The following is a 23,994-nucleotide window of genomic DNA, read 5'->3' as shown; positions in this document are numbered from 1 at the left end:
CAGTCATTTGGGCTTGATAGTGCCAGTTTATCGGCCTGGTGGGGCGCAAGTTGAATCGTAGACGGCAAAAGGCCCTGGCATCGGTGGATGACAGGGCCTTTTTGGGTGTTGCTGATGACGCCTTCGCGAGCAAGCCCGCTCTCACATTTGACCGCATTCCAGAGGTCGAACTTGATCAAATGTGGGGGCGGGCTTGCTCCGCGAAGGGCGCGACTCGGGCTAAAGTCAGCCCTCGCGCTCCATATCAACATGGGGGATCCCGACTTCCAGGAACTCCCCGCTGACGATCTTGAACCCCAGCCGCTCATAAAACGGCGCGGCATACACCTGTGCGCTGAGGAACTGCCGGGTCTGGCCGCGTTTCTCAGCCGCACCCATCACCGCTTCCATCAGCTTGTCGCCGACCTTCAGCCCGCGCCAGTCCTTAAGGACCGACACACGGCCGATCTCGCCACTGGGCAGCAGGCGAGCGGTGCCAATCGGAAAGTCGCCTTCCAGCGCGAGGAAATGCATGGCTCCAGCGTCGTCTGCGTCCCACTCCAGCTCAGGTGGAACCGATTGCTCAGCGATAAATACCGCTTCACGAATGCGCCGAATCTCGGCGATATCCTTTTGCCAGTCTGCGACACGTACGCGAATTTTATTCATCGGCAAACCCCAGGCTTCCTTGCTTGACCAGTTCGCATAGCAGGTCGCGGCCATCTTCATCGGCCAGCCACGGCCCCAGGTTGTCCACGTGCAGGGCGTCGGCGGCGCAGATCATCTTCAGCAGTTCGCGCAGTTTGCCCGGCAGGTAACGGCTCTGGCCGCTGGCGAACAGCAGTACGTCGTCGTCCACTTCCGACCAGGCCAGGCGCGCGCTTGGGTTGCGGATCAGTACCGCGCCGTCTTCCAGGCTGCTGATCACTTCGTCCTGCGCCAGCTCTTCGGGGCCTGCGACCAGTTCCGGGTAGCGCGGCTCGGTCATGAACTGGCCGAACCAGGTCAGCAACATGCGCTCATCGCTCATGTGCTCGGCCAGCAGGCTCTTGAGGCGGTCCAGGGCGTCGCTCTGGATCTGGTGCGGGTCGCTGACGGGCTGGGCGTCGGCGTCGGTGTAGCGTTCTTCATCCGTCAGGTACTGGCTGAGGAAGTCGGTGAAGTGAGTCAGCACTTCGGCGGCGCTCGGTGCGCGGAAACCTACCGAGTAGGTCATGCAGTCATCTTCAGCGATGCCGAAGTGCGCCAGGCGCGGCGGCAGGTAAAGCATGTCGCCCGGTTCCAGCACCCATTCGGCAGTCTCTTCGAATTCGGCGAGGATGCGCAGGTCGGCGTGCTGCAGCAGCGGGCTTTCCGAGCTGCACATCTGGCCGATCTTCCAGTTACGCTTGCCCTGGGCTTGCAGCAGGAATACGTCGTAGTTATCGAAGTGTGGACCGACGCTGCCACCGGGGGCAGCAAAGCTGATCATCACGTCGTCGATGCGCCAGCTTGGCAGGAAGCGGAACTGCTCCAGCAGCTCGGCCACTTCCGGCACGAACTGGTCGACCGCCTGCACCAACAGGGTCCACTCGCGCTCGGGCAGGCTGCTGAAGGCGTCTTCGGCAAACGGGCCGCGGCGCAGTTCCCACGGGCGTTCGCCGTGTTCGATCACCAGTCGCGATTCGACTTCTTCTTCCAGGGCCAGGCCTGCCAGTTCGTCGGCGTCGATCGGGCTTTCGAAATCAGGGATGGCCTGGCGGATCAGCAGCGGTTTTTTCTGCCAGTAGTCGCGCAGGAATTCCCGTGCCGTGATGCCGCCCAGAAGTTGAAGAGGAATATCAGGATTCATGTGTAACCTATTGAAAAAAAGCACTTTTAAGACAGGAATAAAAACGCCCGGCGCTGCCGGGCGTCTTAAGGGTTCAAGCCGCAATCAGATGCGTTTGGCTTGCTCTACAGCGTTGCCGATGTAGTTGGCCGGGGTCAGCAGTTTCAGCTCGGCCTTGGCCGCGGCGGGCATGTCCAGGCCGTCGATGAAGGACTGCAACGCCTCGGGGCTGATGCCCTTGCCGCGTGTCAGCTCTTTCAACTTTTCGTACGGGTTTTCGATGTTGTAGCGGCGCATTACGGTCTGGATCGGCTCGGCCAGGACTTCCCAGCAAGCGTCCAGGTCAGCGGCGATTTTCTGCGCGTTGAGTTCCAGCTTGCTGATGCCTTTGAGGCTGGCTTCGTACGCGATCACGCTATGGGCAAAGCCCACGCCGAGGTTGCGCAATACGGTGGAGTCAGTCAGGTCGCGCTGCCAGCGGGAGATTGGCAACTTGCTGGCCAGGTGCTGGAACAGGGCGTTGGCGATCCCCAGGTTGCCTTCGGAGTTTTCGAAGTCGATCGGGTTGACCTTGTGCGGCATGGTCGACGAACCGATTTCGCCAGCGATGGTGCGCTGCTTGAAGTAACCCAGGGAGATGTAGCCCCAGATATCACGGTCGAAGTCGATCAGGATGGTGTTGAAGCGTGCAATGGCGTCGAACAGCTCGGCGATGTAGTCGTGCGGTTCGATCTGCGTGGTGTACGGGTTGAAGCCCAGGCCCAACTCGTCTTCGATGAAGGCGCGGGCGTTGGCTTCCCAGTCGATCTCAGGGTAGGCCGACAGGTGGGCGTTGTAGTTGCCTACGGCGCCGTTGATCTTGCCCAGCAACGGCACGGCGGCCACTTGAGCGATCTGGCGCTCCAGGCGGTACACCACGTTGGCCAGTTCTTTACCCAGGGTGGTCGGCGAGGCCGGTTGGCCGTGGGTGCGCGACAGCATCGGCACGTCGGCGAAGCGGATGGCCAGTTCGCGGATGGCGTTGGCGGTCTGGCGCATCAGTGGCAGCATCACGTCATCACGGCCTTCGCGCAGCATCAGGGCGTGGGACAGGTTGTTGATGTCCTCGCTGGTGCAGGCAAAGTGGATGAATTCGCTGACCTGGGCCAGTTCCGGCAATTTGGCCGCTTGCTCCTTGAGCAGGTACTCGATGGCTTTGACGTCGTGGTTGGTGGTGCGCTCGATCTCTTTCACACGCTCGGCGTGCTCCAGGGAGAAGTTTTCCGCCAGGGTGTTCAGTACAGCGTTGGCCTCGGCGGAGAACGCCGGCACTTCGCTGATGGCAGGGTGAGCGGCCAGGCGCTGGAGCCAGCGCACTTCAACCAGTACACGAGCACGGATCAGGCCGTATTCGCTGAAAATAGGGCGCAGGGCCTGGGTTTTGCCGGCGTAGCGGCCGTCAACAGGGGAAACCGCAGTGAGCGAAGAGAGCTGCATGGGGTGTTCTCGGACAGTCGGGCAACGAAATGGGGCGCGTATCATACATGAAAAAATCCGCCGGTCCGTCGCCAACTGACCGGCGTATTACGCGTAACGGCTTGAAAATGGCCTGTTGCTGCGACTTATTCGTTGCGCATCAACGGGTAAAGCTCTTTAAGCAATTTGCGACGGCTGATGACCAACTGCCAACGATGACCGCCCAACTGGCGCCACAACCGCGCCGAGCGAATACCGGCTAGGAGCAGGGCGCGGATTTTCGAGGCGTTGTTCGGTTGTTGCAGGTTGCGCATGTCGCCATGAACCTGGATTCGCTGGCGCAAGGTGCTCAAGGTGTCCTGGTACAGCGCACCACAGGCGGCGATCACGTTCTCGTGGGCCGGGCCGAAGTGTTGCACTTGTGACTGGATCTGCGGCAGGCGTTTGCCGATGGTTTCCAGCAGATCGTCGCGCTTGGCCAACTGCCGCTCAAGGCCGAGCATCGACAGGGCGTAACGCAACGGCTCGCGCTGCAAGGTGCTCGGGTCGCGTTCGAGGGCGCCGATCAGGGCGCGATAACCCTCACGCAGGCTCAGGTCGTCGCCGCCGTACACATCCAGAGTGTCCTTGGGGTCGACCACCAGCAAGCTGCCGAGCATGCAGGTCAGGCCCGCCTCGGTCACCTGGCCGGTCTTGGCGATCTTGTCCACCAGCACGGCGGCGAGGAAGACCCCACCCAGTGCTGTCAATTGCTCCTGGGTCGGGCTCATGCCGGGTTGCTCCAGGGTTCGGCGACTTCAATCACGCCGCCCCCCAGGCAAATCTCACCGTCGTAGAACACGACCGATTGACCAGGCGTGACCGCGCGCTGCGGATCATCGAACGTCGCACGGTAGCCGCTGGCGGTTTTTTCCAGGGTGCAGGGCTGGTCGCTCTGGCGATAGCGCACCTTGGCGGTCAGGCGGCGTGGAGTGCTCAGGTCGATCGGGTTGACCCAATAGATCTCCGAGGCCAGCAGTGCGCCGGAGAACAGCAGCGGGTGCTCATTGCCCTGGCCGACGATCAGCACATTGTTTTCCAGGTCCTTGACCAGCACGTACCACGGCTCTTCACCGGCGTCTTTCAAGCCGCCGATGCCCAGGCCCTGGCGCTGGCCGATGGTGTGGTACATCAGGCCGTGGTGACGGCCGATGACTTCACCTTCAGTGGTCTTGATCTCGCCCGGTTGCGCCGGCAGGTACTGCTTGAGGAAGTCGCTGAAGCGGCGTTCGCCGATAAAGCAGATCCCCGTGGAGTCTTTCTTCTTCGCGGTAGCCAGGCCGTGTTTCTCGGCGATCTTGCGCACTTCGGGTTTTTCCAGCTCGCCCACCGGGAACAGGGTCTTGGCGATCTGTTCACCGCCCACGGCGTGCAGGAAGTAGCTCTGGTCCTTGTTCGGGTCCAGGCCCTTGAGCAGTTCGGTGCGCCCATCGATATCGCGACGGCGCACGTAGTGGCCAGTGGCAATCAGGTCGGCGCCGAGGATAATGGCGTAGTCGAGGAACGCCTTGAACTTGATTTCGCGGTTGCACAGGATGTCCGGGTTCGGCGTGCGACCGGCCTTGTATTCGGCCAGGAAGTGCTCGAACACATTGTCCCAGTACTCGGCGGCGAAGTTGGCGGTGTGCAGCTTGATACCGATCTTGTCGCAGACGGCCTGGGCATCGGCCAGGTCGTCCATGGCGGTGCAGTATTCCGTTCCATCGTCTTCTTCCCAGTTCTTCATGAACAGGCCTTCCACCTCATAACCCTGCTCCATGAGCAGAACGGCGGAAACGGAAGAATCCACGCCGCCGGACATGCCGACGATGACGCGCTTCTTTTGTGTGTCAGAAGGGGCTGGATCACGCATAGGATTTCAACGGGTGTCTTGAAAAAGGACGCGATTCTAGCAGGCCCGAGCCCGCAAGGCTAAAGAGAAGGGCGGATCAATTCGAGACTGTGGCAGTGACCGGCCAGATAATCATCGATACAGCGGATGATCAGCTCGCTGCGCCAGTCGTCGCGCACGGCCATCAGTTCGTCACGGGTCAGCCAGCGGGCGCGCACGATGCCTTCGTCCAGTTGATAGTCCGGGTGGTGTTTCAGGGCCTTGGCGATAAAGCACACGCGCTGGTAGGTCACCCCATTACTTGGGGCCGTGTACAGGTAAATGCCGACAATGCCGGTGGCTTCGACGTCCCAGCCGGTTTCTTCGAGGGTTTCACGTACGGCGGCTTCGGTCAGGGTTTCGTGCGGGTCGAGATGGCCGGCGGGCTGGTTGAGCACGGCGCGGCCGTCCTTGAGTTCTTCGACCATCAGGAAGCGGCCGTTGTCTTCGACGATGGTGGCGACGGTGATGTGGGGTTGCCAGGTCATTTGAACGCCTTGATTCAGGGTGTGACGCGGTCAGTGTGGGAGCGGGCTTGCTCGCGAAGGCGGTGTTTGAACCACCGAATATATTGGCTGAGCTACCGCTTTCGCGAGCAAGCCCGCTCCCACATTTTGATTGGGTTTCTTCAGTGAGGCGGCATAAGCAATCTGCATGATGCGCCTGACATTATGTGATTTTACCGGAGCCAGACCGGGGCGCAGGTTACCTCTTCAGAACAGTCGTTATTGAAGAGTGTCATGAATCCGGTTGCCCGCAAAAGCTACGAGGTGCGCCTGGCATCGCGGCTGCCTGTTGCCTTTATTATGCTCTGGCGTGTCTTTGCGCGTGTTTATGTTGGTATGGCTGGGGAGCGTGAGAGGCAGGAGGTTTTGCTGGCATGGGTCAAGGTGGCGTGCATGTTCCGATGTCCTGGCTGTCGAGCTCAAGTAGAGGATGGGCTGGGAGCCTTGGTATAAGTCGCGGCGCACGGAATACGGGGTGGTTTAAGTCGCTGGAAATGCGTGCTGGTCAGAATGTGCCGACTGCCTGCGGCTCTGGAGAGAAGGCAAATGTTACCTGATTGTCAGGGTCTGGCTGCCATTGTGGTTTTTCCAGTGGGTCTTTTTCATTGCGGATGATGCATTTCCATTCCAGCGTGTCACCGGGTTTAACGTTTTTGAACTGTACCCTGCCAGACCAGGTTGGGTGGCCTGGGTTTTTGAGTAATACGGCTTTGGATGGATCCCAATTTCCCAGCTCTGGGCGTGATCCGCTAATAAACACGCTGTATCCCGGTTTGGTGTGGCCGTTATGACAGGTAAAGCTTACGTTGAGGAAATACTCAATTTGTACGTTCTGGCCGGCGTTGGCTGCGGACAGTATCGCAAGTAAGAGAGCGCTCAGTGGCAATAGATAATGAATGCGCAGCATTTGATTGTCTCCTGCCCTCAAGTCGTTGAGTACGGCAGCAGAATGCTCTTCGGAGGGCTGGAAGTAACCTGTTAGAACTTACAGTTCATTAGAGTTTTTCGCGATAGTTCTTCTGTTGTGAACGCGGGAAAACACAAACCCCGGCACTTGGCCGGGGTTTGTGATGTTCCTTTGCGAACTTACTTCAACTTGGCAATCGCCGCGTTAAGCGTGCTGCTCGGACGCATAGCCTTGCTAGTCAGCTCAGGATTCGGCGCGTAGTAGCCGCCGATGTCCACTGGCTTGCCCTGTACGGCGTTGAGTTCGGCAACGATGGTTGCCTCGTTCTCGGCCAGGGTTTTTGCCAGTTCGCCGAACTGCGCCTGCAGCGCGGTATCTTCAGTCTGGGCGGCCAGGGCTTGTGCCCAGTACAGCGCCAGGTAGAAGTGGCTGCCGCGGTTGTCGATGTTGCCGACTTTGCGCGATGGCGACTTGTTGTTGTCGAGGAACTGGCCGGTGGCCTGGTCCAGGGTCTTGGACAGTACCAGGGCTTTCGGGTTGTTGTAGTTCACACCCAAATGCTCAAGGGACGCGGCCAGGGCCAGGAACTCGCCCAGGGAATCCCAGCGCAGGAAGTTTTCTTCCAGCAACTGCTGCACGTGTTTTGGAGCCGAGCCGCCAGCGCCGGTTTCGAACAGGCCGCCACCGTTCATCAGCGGTACGATCGACAGCATCTTGGCGCTGGTGCCCAGTTCCATGATCGGGAACAGGTCAGTCAGGTAGTCGCGCAGTACGTTGCCGGTCACCGAGATGGTGTCCAGGCCCTTGCGGGTGCGTTCCAGGGTGAACTTCATCGCGTCGACCGGCGACATGATGCGGATGTCCAGGCCTTCGGTGTTGTGGTCTTTCAGGTAGGCCTGAACTTTCTCGACCACGACGCCGTCATGGGCGCGCAGCGGGTCCAGCCAGAAGATGGCCGGTGTGCCGCTGGCGCGGGCGCGGTTGACGGCCAGTTTGACCCAGTCCTGGATCGGCGCGTCTTTGGTCTGGCACATGCGGAAGATGTCGCCGGCTTCAACCGACTGTTCCATCAGCAGGTTGCCCTTGCTATCGGTGACGCGGACTACGCCGTCAGCCTTGATCTGGAAGGTCTTGTCGTGGGAGCCGTACTCTTCGGCTTTCTTCGCCATCAGGCCAACGTTTGGCACGCTGCCCATGGTGGTTGGGTCGAAGGCACCATTGGCCTTGCAGTCTTCGATGACCGCCTGGTAGATGGTGGCGTAGCAGCGATCCGGGATCACGGCCTTGGTGTCGTGCAGTTGGCCGTCGGTGCCCCACATCTTGCCGGAGTCACGGATCATGGCTGGCATCGAGGCGTCGACGATCACGTCGCTCGGCACGTGCAGGTTGGTGATGCCTTTGTCGGAGTTGACCATCGCAAGCGATGGGCGAGCGGCGTAGACCGCCTGGATGTCCGCTTCGATCTGCGCTTGCTGGTCGGCCGGCAGGGCCTTGATGCGAGCGTACAGGTCGCCGATGCCGTTGTTCAGGTTGAAGCCGATCTGTTCGAGCACGGTGGCGTGCTTGGCCAGGGCGTCTTTATAGAACTCGGCAACGATCTGGCCGAACATGATCGGGTCGGAGACCTTCATCATGGTGGCTTTGAGGTGAACCGACAGCAGTACGCCCTGTTTCTTGGCGTCTTCGATTTCGGCGGCAATGAACGCGCGCAGGGCGTTCTTGCTCAGCACGGCGCTGTCGAGGATCTCACCGGCCTGTGCGGTGGTCTTTTCTTTCAGGACGGTGGTGGTGCCATCCTTGCCGACCAGTTCGATTTTGACCGCGTCAGCGGCTTCGATCTGTACGGCTTTTTCACTGCCGTAGAAGTCGCCATTGCTCATGTGCGCAATGTGGGACTTGGAGTCGGCAGCCCAGGCGCCCATTTTGTGCGGGTGCTTGCGTGCGTAGTTCTTGACCGACAGTGGCGCGCGGCGGTCGGAGTTGCCTTCGCGCAGGACCGGGTTCACGGCGCTGCCCTTGACCTTGTCGTAACGTGCGCGGGTTTCTTTTTCCGCGTCGGTGGTTACGGTTTCCGGGTAGTCCGGCAGGGCGTAGCCCTGGGCTTGCAGTTCCTTGATCGCGGCTTGCAGCTGCGGGGTCGAGGCGCTGATGTTAGGCAGCTTGATGATGTTGGCTTCGGGGGTTACGGCCAGGGCGCCCAGTTCGGCGAGGTGGTCCGCAACAGCCTTGTTGCCCAGTTGCTCGGGGAAGCTTGCGAGGATGCGCCCTGCGAGGGAGATATCGCGGGTTTCCACTTCAATATCAGCGGAAGCGGTGAAGGCCTCTACGATAGGCAGCAGTGAATAGGTGGCGAGGGCCGGGGCTTCGTCGGTGAAGGTATAGATGATCTTCGAGCGGGTGGGCATATTCGGATTAACTCTCTTCTTTGCTAAAAGCGTGCGCGGAAACTCGAGATGCGCCGGGTAAAGCGCGTTCGTTCAAAGTCATCCATGAGCCGAATGTCGATGTTTCTTCGCGGTGATGTTGGGTTGCATCAGTCGAGCGTCAAGCGGGTGGGCTACGGTGGCAGCCCGGCTTTTTCAGGCGCAGGTGCTCGATATAGAGCGGTCGGCCGTCGTGACTCTTTGGTCAGCGGCGGCATTATACATAGGTCGCTATGCTTACGCCGAGCCTTCATACAAAAGGTGGGTCGTCCATTGGTCTAAAGGTCGCAGGGGCCTGATTGCGCCTAAAGTCGCACGTAGTGCTCAAGTTTGGCGTTTTTCCCTTTTGTTTCAAGGTTGTAGGCGACTAAATCTACGGTTTTCGCCGCAAATGTGCCGGGGGCAAGGTTCCAGTCCACATTCAACTGGAGTAGGCTCGGACACAGCCAGATGTTCAATCCACAAACGGAGTTCAGCATGGGATACAAGAAGATTCAGGTTCCGGCAGTCGGCGACAAAATCACCGTCAACGCAGACCATTCTCTCAATGTTCCTGATAACCCGATCATTCCCTTCATCGAAGGTGACGGTATTGGCGTCGACATCAGCCCGGTGATGATCAAGGTGGTCGATGCAGCTGTTAACAAGGCTTACGGCGGCAAGCGCAAAATCTCCTGGATGGAGGTGTATGCCGGCGAGAAGGCGACTCAAGTTTACGACCAGGACACCTGGCTGCCCCAGGAAACCCTGGACGCGGTCAAGGACTACGTGGTTTCCATCAAGGGCCCGCTGACCACGCCGGTCGGTGGCGGCATCCGCTCGCTGAACGTGGCGCTGCGCCAGCAACTGGACCTGTATGTCTGCCTGCGCCCGGTGCGCTGGTTCGAAGGTGTACCAAGCCCGGTCAAGAAACCAGGCGATGTGGACATGACCATCTTCCGTGAAAACTCCGAGGATATTTACGCCGGTATCGAGTGGAAAGCCGGCTCGCCGGAAGCGATCAAGGTCATCAAGTTCCTGAAAGAAGAAATGGGCGTCACCAAGATTCGTTTCGACCAGGATTGCGGGATTGGCGTCAAGCCGGTTTCCAAGGAGGGCACCAAGCGCCTGGCGCGCAAGGCCCTGCAATATGTAGTGGATAACGACCGCGAGTCGCTGACCATCGTCCACAAGGGCAACATCATGAAGTTCACCGAAGGTGCCTTCAAGGAATGGGCCTATGAAGTGGCGGCCGAAGAGTTCGGCGCGACCCTGCTTGATGGTGGGCCGTGGATGCAGTTCAAGAACCCGCGCACCGGCAAGAACGTTGTGGTCAAGGACGCCATTGCCGACGCCATGCTCCAGCAGATCCTGCTGCGTCCGGCCGAATACGATGTGATCGCCACCCTGAACCTCAACGGCGACTATCTCTCCGACGCCCTGGCGGCAGAAGTGGGGGGTATCGGTATTGCGCCGGGCGCCAACCTGTCGGATACCGTGGCGATGTTCGAAGCCACCCACGGTACTGCGCCCAAGTACGCCGGCAAAGACCAGGTCAACCCCGGTTCGTTGATTCTGTCGGCCGAAATGATGTTGCGTCACATGGGCTGGACCGAAGCCGCCGACTTGATCATCAAGGGCACCAACGGGGCGATTTCGGCCAAGACCGTAACCTATGACTTCGAGCGCTTGATGGACGGCGCCAAGCTGGTGTCGTCGTCGGGCTTTGGGGATGCGTTGATTTCGCACATGTAAGCCGAAAGCCATAAGAAAACGGCCATCCTGACTGCTCGGGATGGCCGTTTTTTATGCAGGGTATCTACTCAGTGGCTGATCAGGCCGTTTGCTTCTTTTTGGAAGGAGCGGATTTATCTGCCTTGTCGTGCTTGTCTTCGTGGGGTTTTCCAGGTGCAGCCGCACCGGCTGCGCAGATTTCGACAGCATGCAGGCCCTTGGGTCCCTGGATGATCTCAAAGGACACCTGCTGGCCCGCTTTCAGCGTTTTATACCCCTCCATGGCAATCGCCGAGAAATGCGCAAAAAGGTCTTCATCCTTGCCGTCTTCATTAATGAAGCCGTATCCCTTGGCATTGTTGAACCATTTGACCTTGCCGTTGATCTTGACGCCAGACATACCCATATCCCTCTGCACCAGACTCCATCACTGGAGTATCATCCAGTTTATCCGTCCTAACCCGAATAAATAAGGTTGACTGCGCGGACCTTTTTTACCCACTGTGGGTTCTATTGGTTGTATCACCGTTTTGCCGATAGTCAAGTTGACCAGTCGGTCGGAGTTGAATTTCTGACAGGTCGCCCCCACCACTGTAAATGCACAACTGACGAACCTTTCTTTCCATGCATGCATTCAGCCAGATTCGACTAACATTCAATCAGGATCGCCCGGATCATCTAGAAGACGATGACGGTTCTGCAGGCATCGCTGTTCAAGAGGCCAAGCCTGCTTTACAGGCGCCGCCGATGTACAAGGTGGTTTTGTTCAATGATGACTACACGCCGATGGATTTCGTCGTCGAAGTACTCGAGGTGTTTTTTAATCTGAACCGCGAGTTGGCGACCAAGGTAATGCTGGCCGTTCACACAGAAGGACGGGCAGTATGTGGAGTGTTTACCCGCGACATCGCCGAGACCAAGGCCATGCAGGTCAACCAGTACGCCAGGGAAAGCCAGCATCCGCTACTCTGTGAAATCGAGAAGGACGGTTAACTCCGACCACTTGGGTATGAGGTGAAGCTATGTTAAACCGCGAGCTCGAAGTCACCCTTAATCTTGCCTTCAAGGAGGCTCGTTCGAAGCGTCATGAATTCATGACCGTCGAACACCTGCTGCTGGCACTTTTGGATAACGAAGCTGCCGCCACCGTTCTGCGTGCGTGCGGCGCCAACCTCGACAAGCTCAAGCATGATCTGCAGGAGTTTATCGACTCCACCACGCCACTGATCCCCGTGCATGACGAGGACCGTGAGACCCAGCCAACCCTGGGCTTCCAGCGGGTATTGCAGCGTGCTGTCTTCCACGTGCAGAGCTCCGGCAAGCGTGAAGTCACGGGCGCCAATGTGCTTGTGGCAATTTTCAGCGAACAGGAAAGCCAGGCAGTGTTCTTGCTCAAGCAGCAGAGCGTTGCCCGTATTGATGTCGTCAACTACATCGCCCACGGCATCTCCAAAGTGCCTGGGCACGGCGATCACTCCGAAGGTGAGCAGGATATGCAGGACGACGAGGGCGGTGAGTCTTCTTCTTCAAGCAACCCGCTGGATGCCTATGCCAGCAATCTCAATGAACTGGCGCGCCAGGGGCGGATCGATCCGCTGGTTGGGCGCGAGATGGAAGTTGAGCGGGTGGCGCAGATCCTGGCCCGTCGGCGCAAGAACAATCCACTGTTGGTGGGCGAGGCCGGCGTGGGTAAAACCGCGATTGCCGAAGGCCTGGCCAAGCGTATTGTTGATAACCAGGTACCGGACCTGTTGGCCAATAGCGTCGTCTACTCCCTTGACCTGGGGGCGCTGCTCGCCGGGACCAAGTACCGTGGCGACTTTGAAAAGCGTTTCAAGGCGTTGCTTGGCGAGCTGAAAAAGCGCCCGCAGGCGATCCTGTTCATTGATGAAATCCATACCATCATCGGCGCCGGTGCGGCTTCCGGTGGGGTGATGGATGCTTCCAACCTGCTCAAGCCACTGCTGTCTTCGGGCGATATCCGTTGCATCGGCTCGACCACGTTCCAGGAATTTCGCGGGATCTTCGAAAAAGACCGTGCCCTGGCGCGTCGCTTCCAGAAGGTCGATGTGTCCGAGCCTTCGGTCGAAGACACCATCGGCATCCTGCGTGGGCTGAAAGGGCGTTTCGAAGCGCACCACGGCATCGAATACAGTGATGAGGCGCTGCGTGCGGCCGCTGAGCTGGCGTCGCGCTACATCAATGACCGGCACATGCCGGACAAAGCCATTGATGTGATCGACGAAGCAGGGGCTTATCAGCGCCTGCAGCCGGTAGAGAAGCGTGTGAAGCGTATTGAAGTGCCGCAGGTCGAGGACATCGTGGCGAAAATCGCGCGAATTCCGCCAAAACACGTCACCAGTTCCGACAAGGAGCTGCTGCGTAACCTGGAGCGCGACCTCAAGCTGACGGTATTTGGCCAGGATGCGGCGATCGACTCGCTGTCGACAGCGATCAAGCTGTCCCGGGCCGGCCTCAAGTCGCCGGACAAGCCTGTGGGTTCGTTCCTGTTTGCCGGGCCTACCGGCGTCGGCAAGACCGAGGCGGCGCGGCAGTTGGCCAAGGCCATGGGTATCGAGCTGGTGCGGTTCGACATGTCCGAATACATGGAGCGGCACACTGTGTCACGCCTGATCGGTGCGCCTCCGGGCTATGTCGGCTTTGACCAGGGCGGCCTGTTGACTGAGGCGATCACCAAGCAACCGCATTGTGTGTTGCTGCTCGACGAAATCGAAAAGGCTCACCCGGAAGTCTTCAACCTACTGCTGCAGGTCATGGATCACGGGACCCTGACCGACAACAACGGACGCAAGGCGGATTTCCGCAACGTCATCGTGATCATGACCACCAACGCCGGTGCCGAGACGGCCGCGCGGGCTTCCATTGGCTTTACTCATCAGGATCACTCTTCCGACGCCATGGAAGTGATCAAGAAGAGCTTCACGCCGGAATTCCGTAACCGCCTGGACACCATTATCCAGTTTGGTCGCCTCAGCCATGAGGTGATCAAGAGCGTGGTGGACAAGTTCCTTACCGAGCTTCAGGCGCAGTTGGAAGACAAGCGCGTGCAGTTGGAAGTGACGGAAGCGGCACGCAGCTGGATCGCCGAGGGTGGCTACGACGCGGCAATGGGCGCCCGCCCAATGGCGCGCCTGATCCAGGACAAGATCAAGCGGCCGTTGGCCGAAGAGATCCTGTTTGGCGAGCTCTCCGACCATGGTGGCGTGGTGCATATCGACTTGAAGGATGGCGAGTTGACCTTCGAGTTCGAGACCACGGCCGAAATGGCCTGATTGCTGTAAACCTGTAGGAGCGAGCTTGCTCGCGAAGATCGTCAACGATAACGCATGCTTTCTGATTCGGTGCGTTGTCCTTGGGTTCTTCGCGAGCAAGCTCGCTCCTACAGTTGTTTTGCGGCCTGTATAAATATCACGCACACAAAAACGCCCGGCATAACCGGGCGTTTTGTATTGACTTGTTTAGCGAGCGCGGTAAGTGATGCGCCCTTTGCTCAAGTCATAGGGCGTCAGCTCGACGCGCACTTTGTCACCGGTAAGAATACGAATGTAGTTCTTGCGCATCTTGCCGGAGATATGCGCGGTTACGACGTGCCCATTTTCCAACTCCACGCGAAACATGGTGTTGGGCAGGGTGTCGACGACAGTGCCTTCCATTTCGAAGCTGTCTTCTTTCGACATGCAGTAAAGCCCTCGGTATCCAGTGAATGGCCCGGTGCAACTGCGCCAGGCAAAAGCGGCGTGCATTGTGCCCGAAAAAGGGTGTTCAAGCCAAGGGGTTCTAGTTAAGCGTGACCCATCTTTGATTAATCAGCAGTTCAATGGGCCGATATTGGGTCTTGTAGCTCATCTTTTTGCAGTTTTTGATCCAGTACCCGAGGTACACCGCTTCCAGCTTTTGCCTGGATGCTTCACCGATCTGCCAGAGAATGGCAAAGCGCCCGAGGCTGCGACGTTCTTCGGCGGGCTCGTAGAAGGTGTAGACCGCTGATAGACCGTTGGGCAGCAGGTCGGTGACCGCGACAGCCAGCAGCCTTCCTTCAAGCCGGAACTCGTAAAAGCGCGAGAACGGCAGATCCCGCACCAGGAACGTGGAAAATTGGTCGCGACTGGGTGGGAACATGTCGCCGTCGGCGTGGCGTTGTTCAATGTAGCGCTGGTAAAGATCGAAGTATTCTTCACTGAAGCCTGGCTTGGCGGGGGTCACGATCAGGTCGGCATTGCGCTTGAGGATGCGTTTCTGATTGCGGTCTGCAAGAAACTGTTCCACCGGTATGCGCGCCGGCACACAGGCGTTGCAGTTCTGGCAGTGCGGCCGGTACAGGTGGTCGCCACTGCGCCGAAAGCCCATCTCTGACAGATCGGCATACACATGCACGTCCATCGGCTGGCTGGGGTCGAGGAACAGCGTAGTGGCCTGTTCGTCGGGCAGGTAGCTGCAAGAGTGGGGTTGAGTGGCATAAAACTTCAAGCGCGCCAACTCGGTCATGATCAACCCTCGGATAAGCTTTGAAATAAGTGTAAGCCAGGTGCGAGGAAGTCGCTCAAGAAAGCCATGCTGCACTGCTGGGCTGGTCCAGGTGGTCGCGCAGGTAACCGGCAAAGTCGCTGCGCGCGATGGCGCGGGCGCCCAGGCTGTGCAGGTGATCGGTGGGCATCTGGCAGTCGATCAGCACAAAGCCCCAGGCCTGTAATTGCCTGACCAGCGTGGCAAAGCCGAATTTCGAGGCGTTATCTGCACGACTGAACATGGATTCACCAAAAAACAACTGGCCCATGGCCAGGCCATACAGGCCGCCGACCAGTTCACCTTGGTCCCACACCTCGACGGAGTGGGCATAACCGCGCTGGTGCAGTTGCAAGTAAGCGTTCTGCATGGCTTCGGTGATCCAGGTGCCGTCTGCATAGCTGCGAGGCGCCGCACAGGCCTGGATGACCGCGGCGAAGTCCTGGTCGAAGGTCACCTCGTAGCGTTGCTGGCGCAGCAGCTTGGCGAGGCTGCGGGATACGTGCAGCTCTGCGGGGAACAGTACCGTACGTGGGTCGGGCGACCACCACAGGATCGGCTGACCTTCCGAGAACCAGGGGAAGCAGCCGTGGCGATAAGCCTGGATCAGCCGGTCGGCAGACAGATCGCCGCCGGCGGCGAGCAGGCCGTTGGGCTCACGCATGGCTTTGGTCAGGGGTGGAAATGTCAGGGTGTTACGTTGCAACCAGGTCAGCATGGGATTCAGGCTTACAAGAAGGGGAGGGCGGTGGCAGGCCAAGCCCGCCGCGATAGGCTGTGATTGATTATTGTCGACGAAGCGCTTCCCGGCTACCCCGATCACGCAATCGGTGGGCCGATGGGTAAGTGGGTGTTTCTGCAACTTGGCCCTGTCAACGTGGTCGTAAGCGAGTCCGTCGGGCGGGTGATGGGTGGTGAACCTTGGTAAAGCTTGTCCAGTCTGATAAATACAGCTCATAAGCCTTTGTCAGCAAAGACAATGCATGCTCAAATTGAAGGATCTGCGAACAGCTTGTGCAAGCAGGCTCGCAAGCGTGGCAACAGGCACGCAAACCCGTACAATAAGCGGGCTGGATGCCGGTTTTCAGCGGTTATGGCCACTTCATGAATCCGTTACAGAGTGTTAAAAGAAGATTCGACAACACTCGTTCATTTTTCAACTGTCCGGATTGGCCAGTATTTTATAGTCATTCAACTGTTGGACGCGCTTAAGGCGCAGGAAAAGACCCGTTTTGAAGAAATCCGCCGCAGCACCCAAAACAGCAGTGGTACCGGCCTGGCGCCAGCACCTGCATTATCGGCTCAAGGAAGGCGCGCTGATTGCCATCGGTGCTTTATGCCTGTTCCTGATGATGGCCTTGCTGACCTATGGCAAGGACGATCCGGGCTGGAGCCATAACAGCAAGATCGACGATGTGCAGAACTTCGGTGGGCCTGTGGGCTCCTACAGCGCCGATATCCTGTTCATGATCCTCGGCTATTTCGCCTATATCTTCCCGCTGTTGCTGGCGATCAAGACCTGGCAGATCTTCCGCCAGCGCCATGAGCCGTGGCAGTGGAGTGGCTGGCTGTTCTCCTGGCGCCTGATCGGCCTGGTGTTCCTGGTGTTGTCGGGTGCGGCGCTGGCACATATTCACTTCCACGCGCCGACCGGCCTGCCGGCGGGTGCGGGTGGCGCCCTGGGTGAAAGCCTGGGCGACCTGGCCCGCAGGACCCTGAATATCCAGGGCAGCACGCTGATGTTCATCGCCCTGTTCCTGTTTGGCCTGACGGTATTCACCGACTTGTCCTGGTTCAAGGTCATGGACGTGACCGGCAAGATCACCCTCGACCTGTTCGAACTGTTCCAGGGCGCTGCCAACCGCTGGTGGGCCGCTCGCGTGGACCGCAAGCGCATGGTGGCGCAATTGCGTGAAGTCGATACCCGGGTCAATGATGTCGTGGCCCCAAGCACCCCGGATCGCCGTGAGCAGGCCAAGGTCAAGGAGCGCCTGATCGAACGCGAGCAGGCCCTGACCAAGCACATGTCCGATCGCGAGAAACAAGTGCCGCCGGTTATCGCCCCGGCGCCAATCAAGGCGCCCGAGCCAAGCCATCGGGTGCAGAAAGAGAAGCAGGCGCCGCTGTTTATCGACAGCGCCGTCGAAGGCACCTTGCCGCCGATCTCGATCCTCGATCCGGCCGAGAAGAAACAACTCAACTACTCCCCGGAGTCCCTGGCGGCGGTTGGCCATCTGCTGGAAATCAAACTCAAGGAGTTTGGCGTCGAGGTCACGGTGGATTCGATCCACCCTGGCCCAGTGATTACCCGTTACGAAATCCAGCCAGCCGCTGGCGTCAAGGTCAGCCGTATTTCCAACCTGGCAAAAGACCTGGCGCGCTCCCTGGCCGTGACCAGTGTGCGTGTGGTGGAAGTAATCCCTGGCAAAACCACCGTAGGTATCGAGATTCCCAACGAAGACCGCCAGATCGTGCGCTTCTCCGAAGTGCTGTCGACCCCGGAATACGACAACTTCAAGTCGCCGGTGACCCTGGCTCTGGGCCACGACATTGGCGGTAAGCCGGTGATCACGGACCTGGCGAAAATGCCTCACCTGCTGGTGGCCGGTACCACCGGTTCCGGTAAATCGGTGGGTGTGAACGCGATGATCCTGTCGATCCTGTTCAAGTCCGGCCCGGAAGACGCCAAGCTGATCATGATCGACCCGAAGATGCTGGAACTGTCGATCTACGAAGGCATTCCGCACCTGCTGTGCCCGGTCGTGACCGATATGAAGGATGCGGCCAACGCCCTGCGCTGGAGCGTTGCCGAGATGGAGCGGCGCTACAAGCTGATGGCGAAGATGGGCGTGCGTAACCTGTCCGGCTTCAACGCCAAGGTCAAGGAAGCCCAGGACGCCGGCACACCGCTGGCCGACCCGCTGTACAAGCGCGAAAGCATTCACGATGAAGCGCCGCTGCTGACCAAGCTGCCGACCATTGTCGTGGTGGTCGACGAATTTGCCGACATGATGATGATCGTCGGCAAGAAGGTCGAAGAGCTGATCGCGCGTATCGCGCAGAAGGCCCGTGCGGCCGGGATCCACTTGATCCTCGCGACCCAGCGGCCTTCGGTGGATGTGATCACCGGCTTGATCAAGGCCAACATCCCGACGCGTATGGCGTTCCAGGTGTCGAGCAAGATCGACTCGCGGACCATTATCGACCAGGGCGGTGCCGAGCAACTGCTGGGCCATGGTGACATGCTCTACATGCCGCCCGGCACCAGCCTGCCTATCCGGGTGCACGGTGCATTTGTTTCCGATGATGAAGTGCATCGGGTGGTGGAAGCCTGGAAACTGCGCGGCGCGCCTGAATACAACGACGACATCCTCAATGGTGTCGAAGAGGCCGGCAGCGGCTTTGAAAATGGCGGCGGCAGTGGTGATGACGATGCTGAAACCGACGCCTTGTACGACGAAGCCGTGCAGTTCGTCCTGGAAAGCCGCCGCGCCTCGATCTCTGCGGTGCAGCGTAAACTGAAGATCGGCTACAACCGCGCCGCACGTATGATCGAATCCATGGAAATGGCCGGCGTCGTCACGGCAATGAACACCAACGGCTCGCGCGAAGTGATCGCGCCAGGGCCGATGCGCGACTGACTTCGTGCCGCGTGGCAGCACGCGGCGCGCCTTTCACATCATTCTATGAGGACTCCCATGCGTCTTATCCGCATGCTGTTGTTGCCAGCCTTGGCCCTGACTGCGTTTTCGGCCCACGCTGACCAGGCATCCGTTGCGAGCCTGACCAACCTGCTGGACAAATCCAAGACCCTGACCGCGCGCTTCTCCCAGTTGACCCTGGACGGCGGCGGCACGCAGTTGCAGGAAACGGCCGGTGAAATGGCTGTGCAGCGCCCAGGCCTGTTCTTCTGGAAAACCGACGCGCCCAACGAGCAGACCATCGTCTCCGATGGCAAGAAAGTCACGCTGTGGGACCCGGACCTGGAGCAGGCGACCATCAAGACCCTTGACCCACGTCTGAGCCAGACCCCGGCCTTGTTGCTGTCCGGTGATGTGTCGCAGATCAGCGAGAGTTTCGAGATCACGTCCAAGCAACAAAGCAACGTGATCGATTTCACCCTCAAGCCCAAGTCCAAGGACACACTGTTCGACAGCCTGCGCCTGTCGTTTCGCAACGGTGTGATCAACGATATGCAACTGATCGACAGTGTTGGCCAGCGCACCAATATCCTGTTCACCGGGGTCAAGGCCAATGAGTCGGTCCCAGCCTCCACGTTCAAGTTCGACATCCCCAAGGGTGCCGATGTGATCCAGGAGTAAATCGCTGCCCATGGACCTGTTTCGCAGTGACCCGATTGCCCAGCCCCTGGCCGCGCGTTTGCGCTCGACCAACCTGGATGAGTATGTCGGGCAAGAGCACTTGCTGGCCCGCGGTAAGCCCCTGCGCGAAGCCCTGGAGCAGGGTGCCCTGCACTCGATGATTTTCTGGGGGCCGCCGGGCGTGGGCAAGACCACCCTGGCGCGGCTGCTGGCGAAAGTCTCGGACGCACACTTTGAAACAGTTTCGGCCGTGTTGGCCGGGGTCAAGGAGATCCGCCAGGCGGTGGAAGTCGCCAAACAGCAGGCCGGGCAGTACGGTCGGCGCACCATCCTGTTTGTCGATGAAGTGCATCGCTTCAACAAGTCGCAGCAGGATGCATTCCTGCCCTATGTGGAAGACGGCACGCTGATTTTTATTGGCGCCACCACTGAAAACCCCTCGTTTGAACTCAACAATGCCTTGCTCTCGCGGGCGCGGGTGTATGTCCTCAAGAGCCTCGATGAAGCCGCGATGCAGAAGCTGTTGCAGCGAGCGCTGGGCGAGGACAAGGGGCTAGGCAAGCGCCATCTGAGCCTGGGGGAGGAGGGTTTCAAGATCCTGCTGGCGGCGGCTGACGGTGACGGTCGACGTTTCCTCAATCTGCTGGAAAACGCCTCTGACCTGGCTGAAGACAATAGTGAGATTGGCGTCGACCTGCTGCAAAGCCTGCTGGGCGATACCCGGCGGCGCTTCGACAAGGGCGGCGAGGCCTTCTACGATCAGATTTCGGCATTGCACAAATCTGTACGCGGTTCCAACCCGGACGGCGCGTTGTATTGGTTTGCGCGCATGATCGACGGTGGCTGCGATCCGCTGTACCTGGCCCGGCGTGTGGTGCGCATGGCCAGCGAGGACATCGGCAACGCCGATCCCCGCGCCCTGAGCCTGTGCCTGGCGGCCTGGGAAGTGCAGGAGCGCCTCGGCAGCCCGGAAGGCGAGTTGGCGGTGGCGCAGGCCATTACCTACCTGGCCTGCGCGCCGAAAAGCAATGCGGTGTACATGGGCTTCAAGTCGGCGCTGCGTGCTGCGGCTGAGCATGGCTCATTGGAAGTCCCGCTGCACCTGCGTAACGCGCCGACCAAACTGATGAAACAGTTGGGTTATGGCGACGAATACCGCTACGCCCACGACGAGCCGGATGCCTATGCGGCCGGCGAAGACTATTTTCCTGATGATCTGGAGCCGCAACCGTTCTATCAACCGGTGCCCCGTGGCCTGGAGCTGAAGATCGGCGAGAAGCTCAATCACCTCGCGCAACTGGACCGCTTGAGCCCGAAACAGCGGAGAAAGCCATGATTCCCTTGGTGATCGCAGTCTCCGTAGGCGGTGTGGCCGGTACCCTATTGCGCTTTGCCACCGGCAATTGGATTAGCGCCAATTGGCCGAAACACTTCTATACCGCGACGCTGGCCGTTAATATCGTGGGCTGCCTGCTGATCGGCGTGTTGTACGGCCTGTTTCTGTTACGCCCGGAGGTGCCTGTTGAAGTGCGCGCCGGGTTGATGGTGGGCTTCCTTGGCGGCCTGACCACTTTTTCATCCTTTTCACTGGATACCGTGCGCCTGCTGGAAAGCGGGCAAGTGCCGCTGGCATTAGGCTATGTGGCCATCAGTGTATTCGGCGGGCTGCTCGCCACCTGGGCCGGCCTGTCCTTGACCAAACTTTGATAAACGAGAGACCGACATGCTCGATTCCAAACTGTTACGTAGCAACCTTCAGGACGTAGCGGACCGCCTGGCATCCCGTGGCTTTGCCTTGGATGTTGCGCGCATCGAAGCGCTGGAAGAACAGCGCAAGACCGTCCAGACCCGCACCGAAGCATTGCAGGCTGAACGGAATGCGCGCTCCAAATCCATCGGTCAGGCCAAGCAGCGTGGTGAAGACATCGCGCCGCTGATGGCGGACGTCGAGCGCATGGGCAGCGAGCTGTCTGACGGCAAGGTCGAACTGGACAAGATTCAGTCCGAGCTGGATTCGATCCTGTTGGGTATCCCCAACCTGCCGCACGAATCCGTGCCGGTCGGCGCCGATGAAGACGGTAACGTCGAAGTCCGCCGCTGGGGTACGCCAAAAGCCTTTGATTTCGAGATCAAGGACCACGTTGCCCTGGGCGAACTGACCGGTGGCCTGGATTTTGAAACCGCCGCCAAAATGTCCGGCGCGCGCTTTGCCTTGCTGCGCGGTCCGATCGCACGCATGCACCGTGCCCTGGCGCAGTTCATGCTCAACCTGCACACCGGCGAACACGGTTACGAGGAGGCTTACACCCCGTACCTGGTGCAGGCTCCGGCGCTGATGGGCACCAGCCAGTTGCCGAAGTTCGAAGAGGACCTGTTCAAGATCAGCCGCGATGGCGAAGCCGATCTGTACCTGATCCCGACCGCCGAAGTATCGCTGACCAACATCGTGGCCGGCGAGATCCTCGACGCCAAGCAACTGCCGATCAAGTTCGTCGCCCACAGCCCGTGCTTCCGCAGCGAAGCCGGGGCATCGGGCCGTGACACCCGCGGCATGATCCGCCAACACCAGTTCGACAAGGTCGAGATGGTGCAGGTTGTCGAGCCGTCGACCTCCATGGAAGCCCTGGAAGGCCTGACCGCCAACGCCGAGCGCGTCCTGCAATTGCTGGAGTTGCCGTACCGCGTATTGGCGCTGTGCACCGGCGACATGGGGTTCAGCGCGGTAAAGACCTACGACCTCGAAGTGTGGGTGCCGAGCCAGGACAAATACCGCGAGATTTCCTCGTGCTCCAACTGCGGTGATTTCCAGGCCCGCCGCATGCAGGCGCGTTTCCGTAACCCGGAAACCGGCAAGCCGGAACTGGTCCACACCCTCAACGGCTCGGGCCTGGCTGTAGGCCGCACCCTGGTCGCGGTGCTGGAAAACTACCAGCAGGCTGACGGTTCGATCCGCGTACCTGAAGTGCTCAAGCCGTACATGGCGGGCGTTGAGGTCATCGGCTAAATGGAATTTCTGCCGCTGTTCCATAACCTGCGCGGCAGTCGTGTGTTGGTCGTCGGTGGCGGGGAGATTGCCTTGCGCAAATCCCGGCTACTGGCCGATGCCGGCGCGTTGTTGCGGGTGGTTGCTCCCCTGATCGAAGACCAGTTGCGTGAACTGGTACAGGGCAGTGGCGGTGAGCTTATTGTGCGTGGTTACCAGGAGGCGGACCTTGATGGCTGCACCCTGATCATCGCGGCAACCGACGACGAGCCGCTGAACGCGCAAGTGTCCAGTGATGCTCGGCGCCGTTGTGTGCCGGTCAATGTGGTGGACGCGCCGGCCTTGTGCAGCGTGATCTTCCCGGCGATCGTCGACCGCTCGCCCTTGGTGATTGCGGTGTCCAGTGGCGGTGATGCGCCGGTGCTGGCACGGCTGATTCGCGCCAAACTGGAAACCTGGATTCCGTCCACCTACGGTCAATTGGCCGGGCTGGCCGCACGTTTTCGCGCGCAGGTCAAAAATCTGTATCCCGATGTGCAGCAGCGCCGGGCCTTCTGGGAAGACGTTTTCCAGGGCCCGATCGCTGATCGGCAACTGGCAGGGCAAGGCGATGAAGCCGAGCGTTTGCTGGTGGAGAAGGTCAATGGCAAGCCGCCCCATGCGCCGGGTGAAGTGTATCTGGTGGGCGCAGGCCCCGGTGATCCGGACCTCCTGACCTTTCGCGCGCTGCGCTTGATGCAGCAAGCCGATGTGGTGCTGTATGACCGCCTGGTGGCGCCGGCGATTCTCGAATTGTGCCGTCGCGACGCCGAGCGGGTATATGTCGGCAAGCGCCGCGCCGATCATGCGGTGCCGCAAGACCAGATCAACCAGCAACTGGTGAAACTGGCCAAGCAGGGCAAGCGCGTACTGCGCCTCAAGGGCGGCGATCCGTTTATCTTTGGTCGCGGCGGCGAAGAGATCGAGGAGCTGGCGGCCAATGGCATCCCGTTCCAGGTGGTGCCGGGGATTACGGCAGCCAGTGGCTGTGCGGCGTATGCCGGTATTCCCCTGACCCATCGCGACTATGCGCAATCGGTACGCTTCATCACCGGGCACCTGAAAGACGGCACCTCGGATTTGCCCTGGAATGACCTGGTCGGGCCGTCGCAGACCCTGGTGTTCTACATGGGCTTGATTGGCTTGCCGATCATCTGCGAGCAACTGATCCGCCATGGCCGTTCGGCAGATACTCCGGCGGCGTTGATCCAGCAAGGCACCACGTCCAACCAGCGCGTGTTTACTGGCACCCTGGCGGACCTGCCGCGCCTGGTGGCGGAGCATGAAGTGCATGCGCCGACGCTGGTGATCGTAGGAGAAGTGGTGGTGTTGCGTGAGAAGCTGAAGTGGTTCGAAGGTGCCCAGTCCCAGGTGTGAAACCGGCACTCACATCAATTGTAGGAGCGAGCTTGCTCGCGAGAAAC

General features: G+C 59.6%; 21 protein-coding genes. 9 read left to right on the top strand and 12 right to left on the bottom strand.

What is annotated here, in order from left to right; all coding sequences use genetic code 11:
- Positions 1–225 precede the first annotated feature (225 nt).
- The 8 genes from H097_RS03530 to H097_RS03490 form a co-directional block, all read right to left on the bottom strand.
- Complete coding sequence (locus H097_RS03530; RefSeq protein ID WP_032857376.1) at positions 226–648, bottom strand: GNAT family N-acetyltransferase; 423 nt, start codon at positions 646–648, stop codon at positions 226–228.
- Positions 641–1,810 carry a cupin domain-containing protein gene (locus H097_RS03525; RefSeq protein ID WP_032857375.1) on the bottom strand — a complete coding sequence of 390 codons (1,170 nt, stop codon included), beginning with the start codon at positions 1,808–1,810 and terminating at the stop codon, positions 641–643. The genes H097_RS03530 and H097_RS03525 overlap by 8 nt, the downstream gene beginning before the upstream one ends.
- Positions 1,811–1,894: 84 nt before the next feature.
- Positions 1,895–3,265, bottom strand: a complete 1,371-nt coding sequence (gene purB, locus H097_RS03520; protein WP_032857373.1) for an adenylosuccinate lyase — start codon at positions 3,263–3,265, stop codon at positions 1,895–1,897.
- 125 nt (positions 3,266–3,390) lie between these two features.
- Positions 3,391–4,014, bottom strand: coding sequence for a high frequency lysogenization protein HflD (hflD, locus tag H097_RS03515; RefSeq protein WP_032857372.1), 624 nt, complete (start codon positions 4,012–4,014; stop codon positions 3,391–3,393).
- Complete coding sequence (gene mnmA / locus H097_RS03510) at positions 4,011–5,135, bottom strand: tRNA 2-thiouridine(34) synthase MnmA (RefSeq protein ID WP_032857371.1); 1,125 nt, start codon at positions 5,133–5,135, stop codon at positions 4,011–4,013. Before mnmA ends, hflD begins: the two co-directional genes overlap by 4 nt.
- Positions 5,136–5,194: 59 nt before the next feature.
- Positions 5,195–5,641, bottom strand: a complete 447-nt coding sequence (locus tag H097_RS03505) for an NUDIX hydrolase (RefSeq protein ID WP_032857370.1) — start codon at positions 5,639–5,641, stop codon at positions 5,195–5,197.
- Positions 5,642–6,164: 523 nt separating this feature from the next.
- The gene (locus H097_RS03495) at positions 6,165–6,566 is read right to left on the bottom strand and encodes a carbohydrate-binding module family 20 domain-containing protein (RefSeq protein WP_032857367.1); all 402 of its coding nucleotides are present in this window, start codon (positions 6,564–6,566) and stop codon (positions 6,165–6,167) included.
- Positions 6,567–6,745: 179 nt separating this feature from the next.
- Entirely contained in the window at positions 6,746–8,971 is a 2,226-nt protein-coding gene (locus H097_RS03490; protein WP_032857365.1) for an NADP-dependent isocitrate dehydrogenase, read from the bottom strand.
- Positions 8,972–9,466: 495 nt separating this feature from the next.
- Here H097_RS03490 and icd point away from each other — a divergent pair, with 495 nt between their 5' ends.
- Positions 9,467–10,723 carry an NADP-dependent isocitrate dehydrogenase gene (gene icd, locus H097_RS03485; RefSeq protein WP_032857553.1) on the top strand — a complete coding sequence of 419 codons (1,257 nt, stop codon included), beginning with the start codon at positions 9,467–9,469 and terminating at the stop codon, positions 10,721–10,723.
- A 79-nt stretch (positions 10,724–10,802) separates the two neighbouring features.
- Here the strand turns inward: icd and cspD are convergent, their stop codons facing one another.
- Positions 10,803–11,102 (bottom strand): cold shock domain-containing protein CspD, encoded by a 300-nt coding sequence (gene cspD, locus H097_RS28990; protein WP_032857551.1) that lies wholly within the window; start codon positions 11,100–11,102, stop codon positions 10,803–10,805.
- 224 nt (positions 11,103–11,326) lie between these two features.
- On the opposite strand from cspD, the gene clpS reads away from it, so the two are divergent.
- Both clpS and clpA read left to right on the top strand, forming a co-directional pair.
- Positions 11,327–11,695: an ATP-dependent Clp protease adapter ClpS gene (clpS, locus tag H097_RS03475; RefSeq protein ID WP_029293391.1), complete on the top strand. Its 369-nt coding sequence runs from the start codon at positions 11,327–11,329 to the stop codon at positions 11,693–11,695.
- A gap of 29 nt (positions 11,696–11,724) precedes the next feature.
- Complete coding sequence (gene clpA / locus H097_RS03470; RefSeq protein ID WP_032857364.1) at positions 11,725–13,995, top strand: ATP-dependent Clp protease ATP-binding subunit ClpA; 2,271 nt, start codon at positions 11,725–11,727, stop codon at positions 13,993–13,995.
- Positions 13,996–14,181: 186 nt separating this feature from the next.
- Here clpA and infA read toward each other — a convergent pair whose 3' ends face one another.
- From infA to aat, 3 genes are all read right to left on the bottom strand, one after another.
- Positions 14,182–14,400: a translation initiation factor IF-1 gene (infA, locus tag H097_RS03465; RefSeq protein ID WP_002553999.1), complete on the bottom strand. Its 219-nt coding sequence runs from the start codon at positions 14,398–14,400 to the stop codon at positions 14,182–14,184.
- Between the two features lie 100 nt (positions 14,401–14,500).
- Positions 14,501–15,208 (bottom strand): arginyltransferase, encoded by a 708-nt coding sequence (locus H097_RS03460; RefSeq protein ID WP_032857359.1) that lies wholly within the window; start codon positions 15,206–15,208, stop codon positions 14,501–14,503.
- A gap of 55 nt (positions 15,209–15,263) precedes the next feature.
- Positions 15,264–15,944 carry a leucyl/phenylalanyl-tRNA--protein transferase gene (aat, locus tag H097_RS03455; protein ID WP_032857358.1) on the bottom strand — a complete coding sequence of 227 codons (681 nt, stop codon included), beginning with the start codon at positions 15,942–15,944 and terminating at the stop codon, positions 15,264–15,266.
- Positions 15,945–16,458: 514 nt separating this feature from the next.
- Here aat and H097_RS03450 point away from each other — a divergent pair.
- The 6 genes from H097_RS03450 to cysG are packed head-to-tail and all read left to right on the top strand — an operon-like array spanning position 16,459 to position 23,947.
- Positions 16,459–18,867 carry a DNA translocase FtsK gene (locus tag H097_RS03450; protein WP_032857355.1) on the top strand — a complete coding sequence of 803 codons (2,409 nt, stop codon included), beginning with the start codon at positions 16,459–16,461 and terminating at the stop codon, positions 18,865–18,867.
- Positions 18,868–18,924: 57 nt separating this feature from the next.
- Positions 18,925–19,548: an outer membrane lipoprotein chaperone LolA gene (gene lolA, locus H097_RS03445; RefSeq protein ID WP_032857353.1), complete on the top strand. Its 624-nt coding sequence runs from the start codon at positions 18,925–18,927 to the stop codon at positions 19,546–19,548.
- Between the two features lie 10 nt (positions 19,549–19,558).
- Entirely contained in the window at positions 19,559–20,884 is a 1,326-nt protein-coding gene (locus tag H097_RS03440) for a replication-associated recombination protein A (protein WP_032857352.1), read from the top strand.
- Complete coding sequence (gene crcB / locus H097_RS03435; RefSeq protein WP_032857351.1) at positions 20,881–21,255, top strand: fluoride efflux transporter CrcB; 375 nt, start codon at positions 20,881–20,883, stop codon at positions 21,253–21,255. The genes H097_RS03440 and crcB overlap by 4 nt, the downstream gene beginning before the upstream one ends.
- Before the next feature lie 16 nt (positions 21,256–21,271).
- The gene (gene serS / locus H097_RS03430) at positions 21,272–22,552 is read left to right on the top strand and encodes a serine--tRNA ligase (RefSeq protein ID WP_032857349.1); all 1,281 of its coding nucleotides are present in this window, start codon (positions 21,272–21,274) and stop codon (positions 22,550–22,552) included.
- The gene (cysG, locus tag H097_RS03425; protein ID WP_032857348.1) at positions 22,553–23,947 is read left to right on the top strand and encodes a siroheme synthase CysG; all 1,395 of its coding nucleotides are present in this window, start codon (positions 22,553–22,555) and stop codon (positions 23,945–23,947) included.
- The last annotated feature ends 47 nt before the right edge of the window (positions 23,948–23,994 follow it).

This window comes from Pseudomonas sp. FH4 (assembly GCF_000510915.2).
GTDB classification, from domain to species: domain Bacteria; phylum Pseudomonadota; class Gammaproteobacteria; order Pseudomonadales; family Pseudomonadaceae; genus Aquipseudomonas; species Aquipseudomonas brenneri.
This window is presented reverse-complemented; position numbering and strand designations above follow the sequence as displayed.

Coding starts and splice junctions, on each gene's coding strand:
- H097_RS03530 (WP_032857376.1), bottom strand. CDS start 648: ATGAATAAAATTCGCGTACGTGTCGCAGACTGGCAAAAGGATATCGCC.
- infA (WP_002553999.1), bottom strand. CDS start 14,400: ATGTCGAAAGAAGACAGCTTCGAAATGGAAGGCACTGTCGTCGACACC.
- H097_RS03505 (WP_032857370.1), bottom strand. CDS start 5,641: ATGACCTGGCAACCCCACATCACCGTCGCCACCATCGTCGAAGACAAC.
- hflD (WP_032857372.1), bottom strand. CDS start 4,014: ATGAGCCCGACCCAGGAGCAATTGACAGCACTGGGTGGGGTCTTCCTC.
- H097_RS03490 (WP_032857365.1), bottom strand. CDS start 8,971: ATGCCCACCCGCTCGAAGATCATCTATACCTTCACCGACGAAGCCCCG.
- aat (WP_032857358.1), bottom strand. CDS start 15,944: ATGCTGACCTGGTTGCAACGTAACACCCTGACATTTCCACCCCTGACC.
- icd (WP_032857553.1), top strand. CDS start 9,467: ATGGGATACAAGAAGATTCAGGTTCCGGCAGTCGGCGACAAAATCACC.
- crcB (WP_032857351.1), top strand. CDS start 20,881: ATGATTCCCTTGGTGATCGCAGTCTCCGTAGGCGGTGTGGCCGGTACC.
- clpS (WP_029293391.1), top strand. CDS start 11,327: ATGCATGCATTCAGCCAGATTCGACTAACATTCAATCAGGATCGCCCG.
- H097_RS03495 (WP_032857367.1), bottom strand. CDS start 6,566: ATGCTGCGCATTCATTATCTATTGCCACTGAGCGCTCTCTTACTTGCG.
- lolA (WP_032857353.1), top strand. CDS start 18,925: ATGCGTCTTATCCGCATGCTGTTGTTGCCAGCCTTGGCCCTGACTGCG.
- cspD (WP_032857551.1), bottom strand. CDS start 11,102: ATGTCTGGCGTCAAGATCAACGGCAAGGTCAAATGGTTCAACAATGCC.
- cysG (WP_032857348.1), top strand. CDS start 22,553: ATGGAATTTCTGCCGCTGTTCCATAACCTGCGCGGCAGTCGTGTGTTG.
- serS (WP_032857349.1), top strand. CDS start 21,272: ATGCTCGATTCCAAACTGTTACGTAGCAACCTTCAGGACGTAGCGGAC.
- clpA (WP_032857364.1), top strand. CDS start 11,725: ATGTTAAACCGCGAGCTCGAAGTCACCCTTAATCTTGCCTTCAAGGAG.
- mnmA (WP_032857371.1), bottom strand. CDS start 5,135: ATGCGTGATCCAGCCCCTTCTGACACACAAAAGAAGCGCGTCATCGTC.
- H097_RS03525 (WP_032857375.1), bottom strand. CDS start 1,810: ATGAATCCTGATATTCCTCTTCAACTTCTGGGCGGCATCACGGCACGG.
- purB (WP_032857373.1), bottom strand. CDS start 3,265: ATGCAGCTCTCTTCGCTCACTGCGGTTTCCCCTGTTGACGGCCGCTAC.
- H097_RS03440 (WP_032857352.1), top strand. CDS start 19,559: ATGGACCTGTTTCGCAGTGACCCGATTGCCCAGCCCCTGGCCGCGCGT.
- H097_RS03460 (WP_032857359.1), bottom strand. CDS start 15,208: ATGACCGAGTTGGCGCGCTTGAAGTTTTATGCCACTCAACCCCACTCT.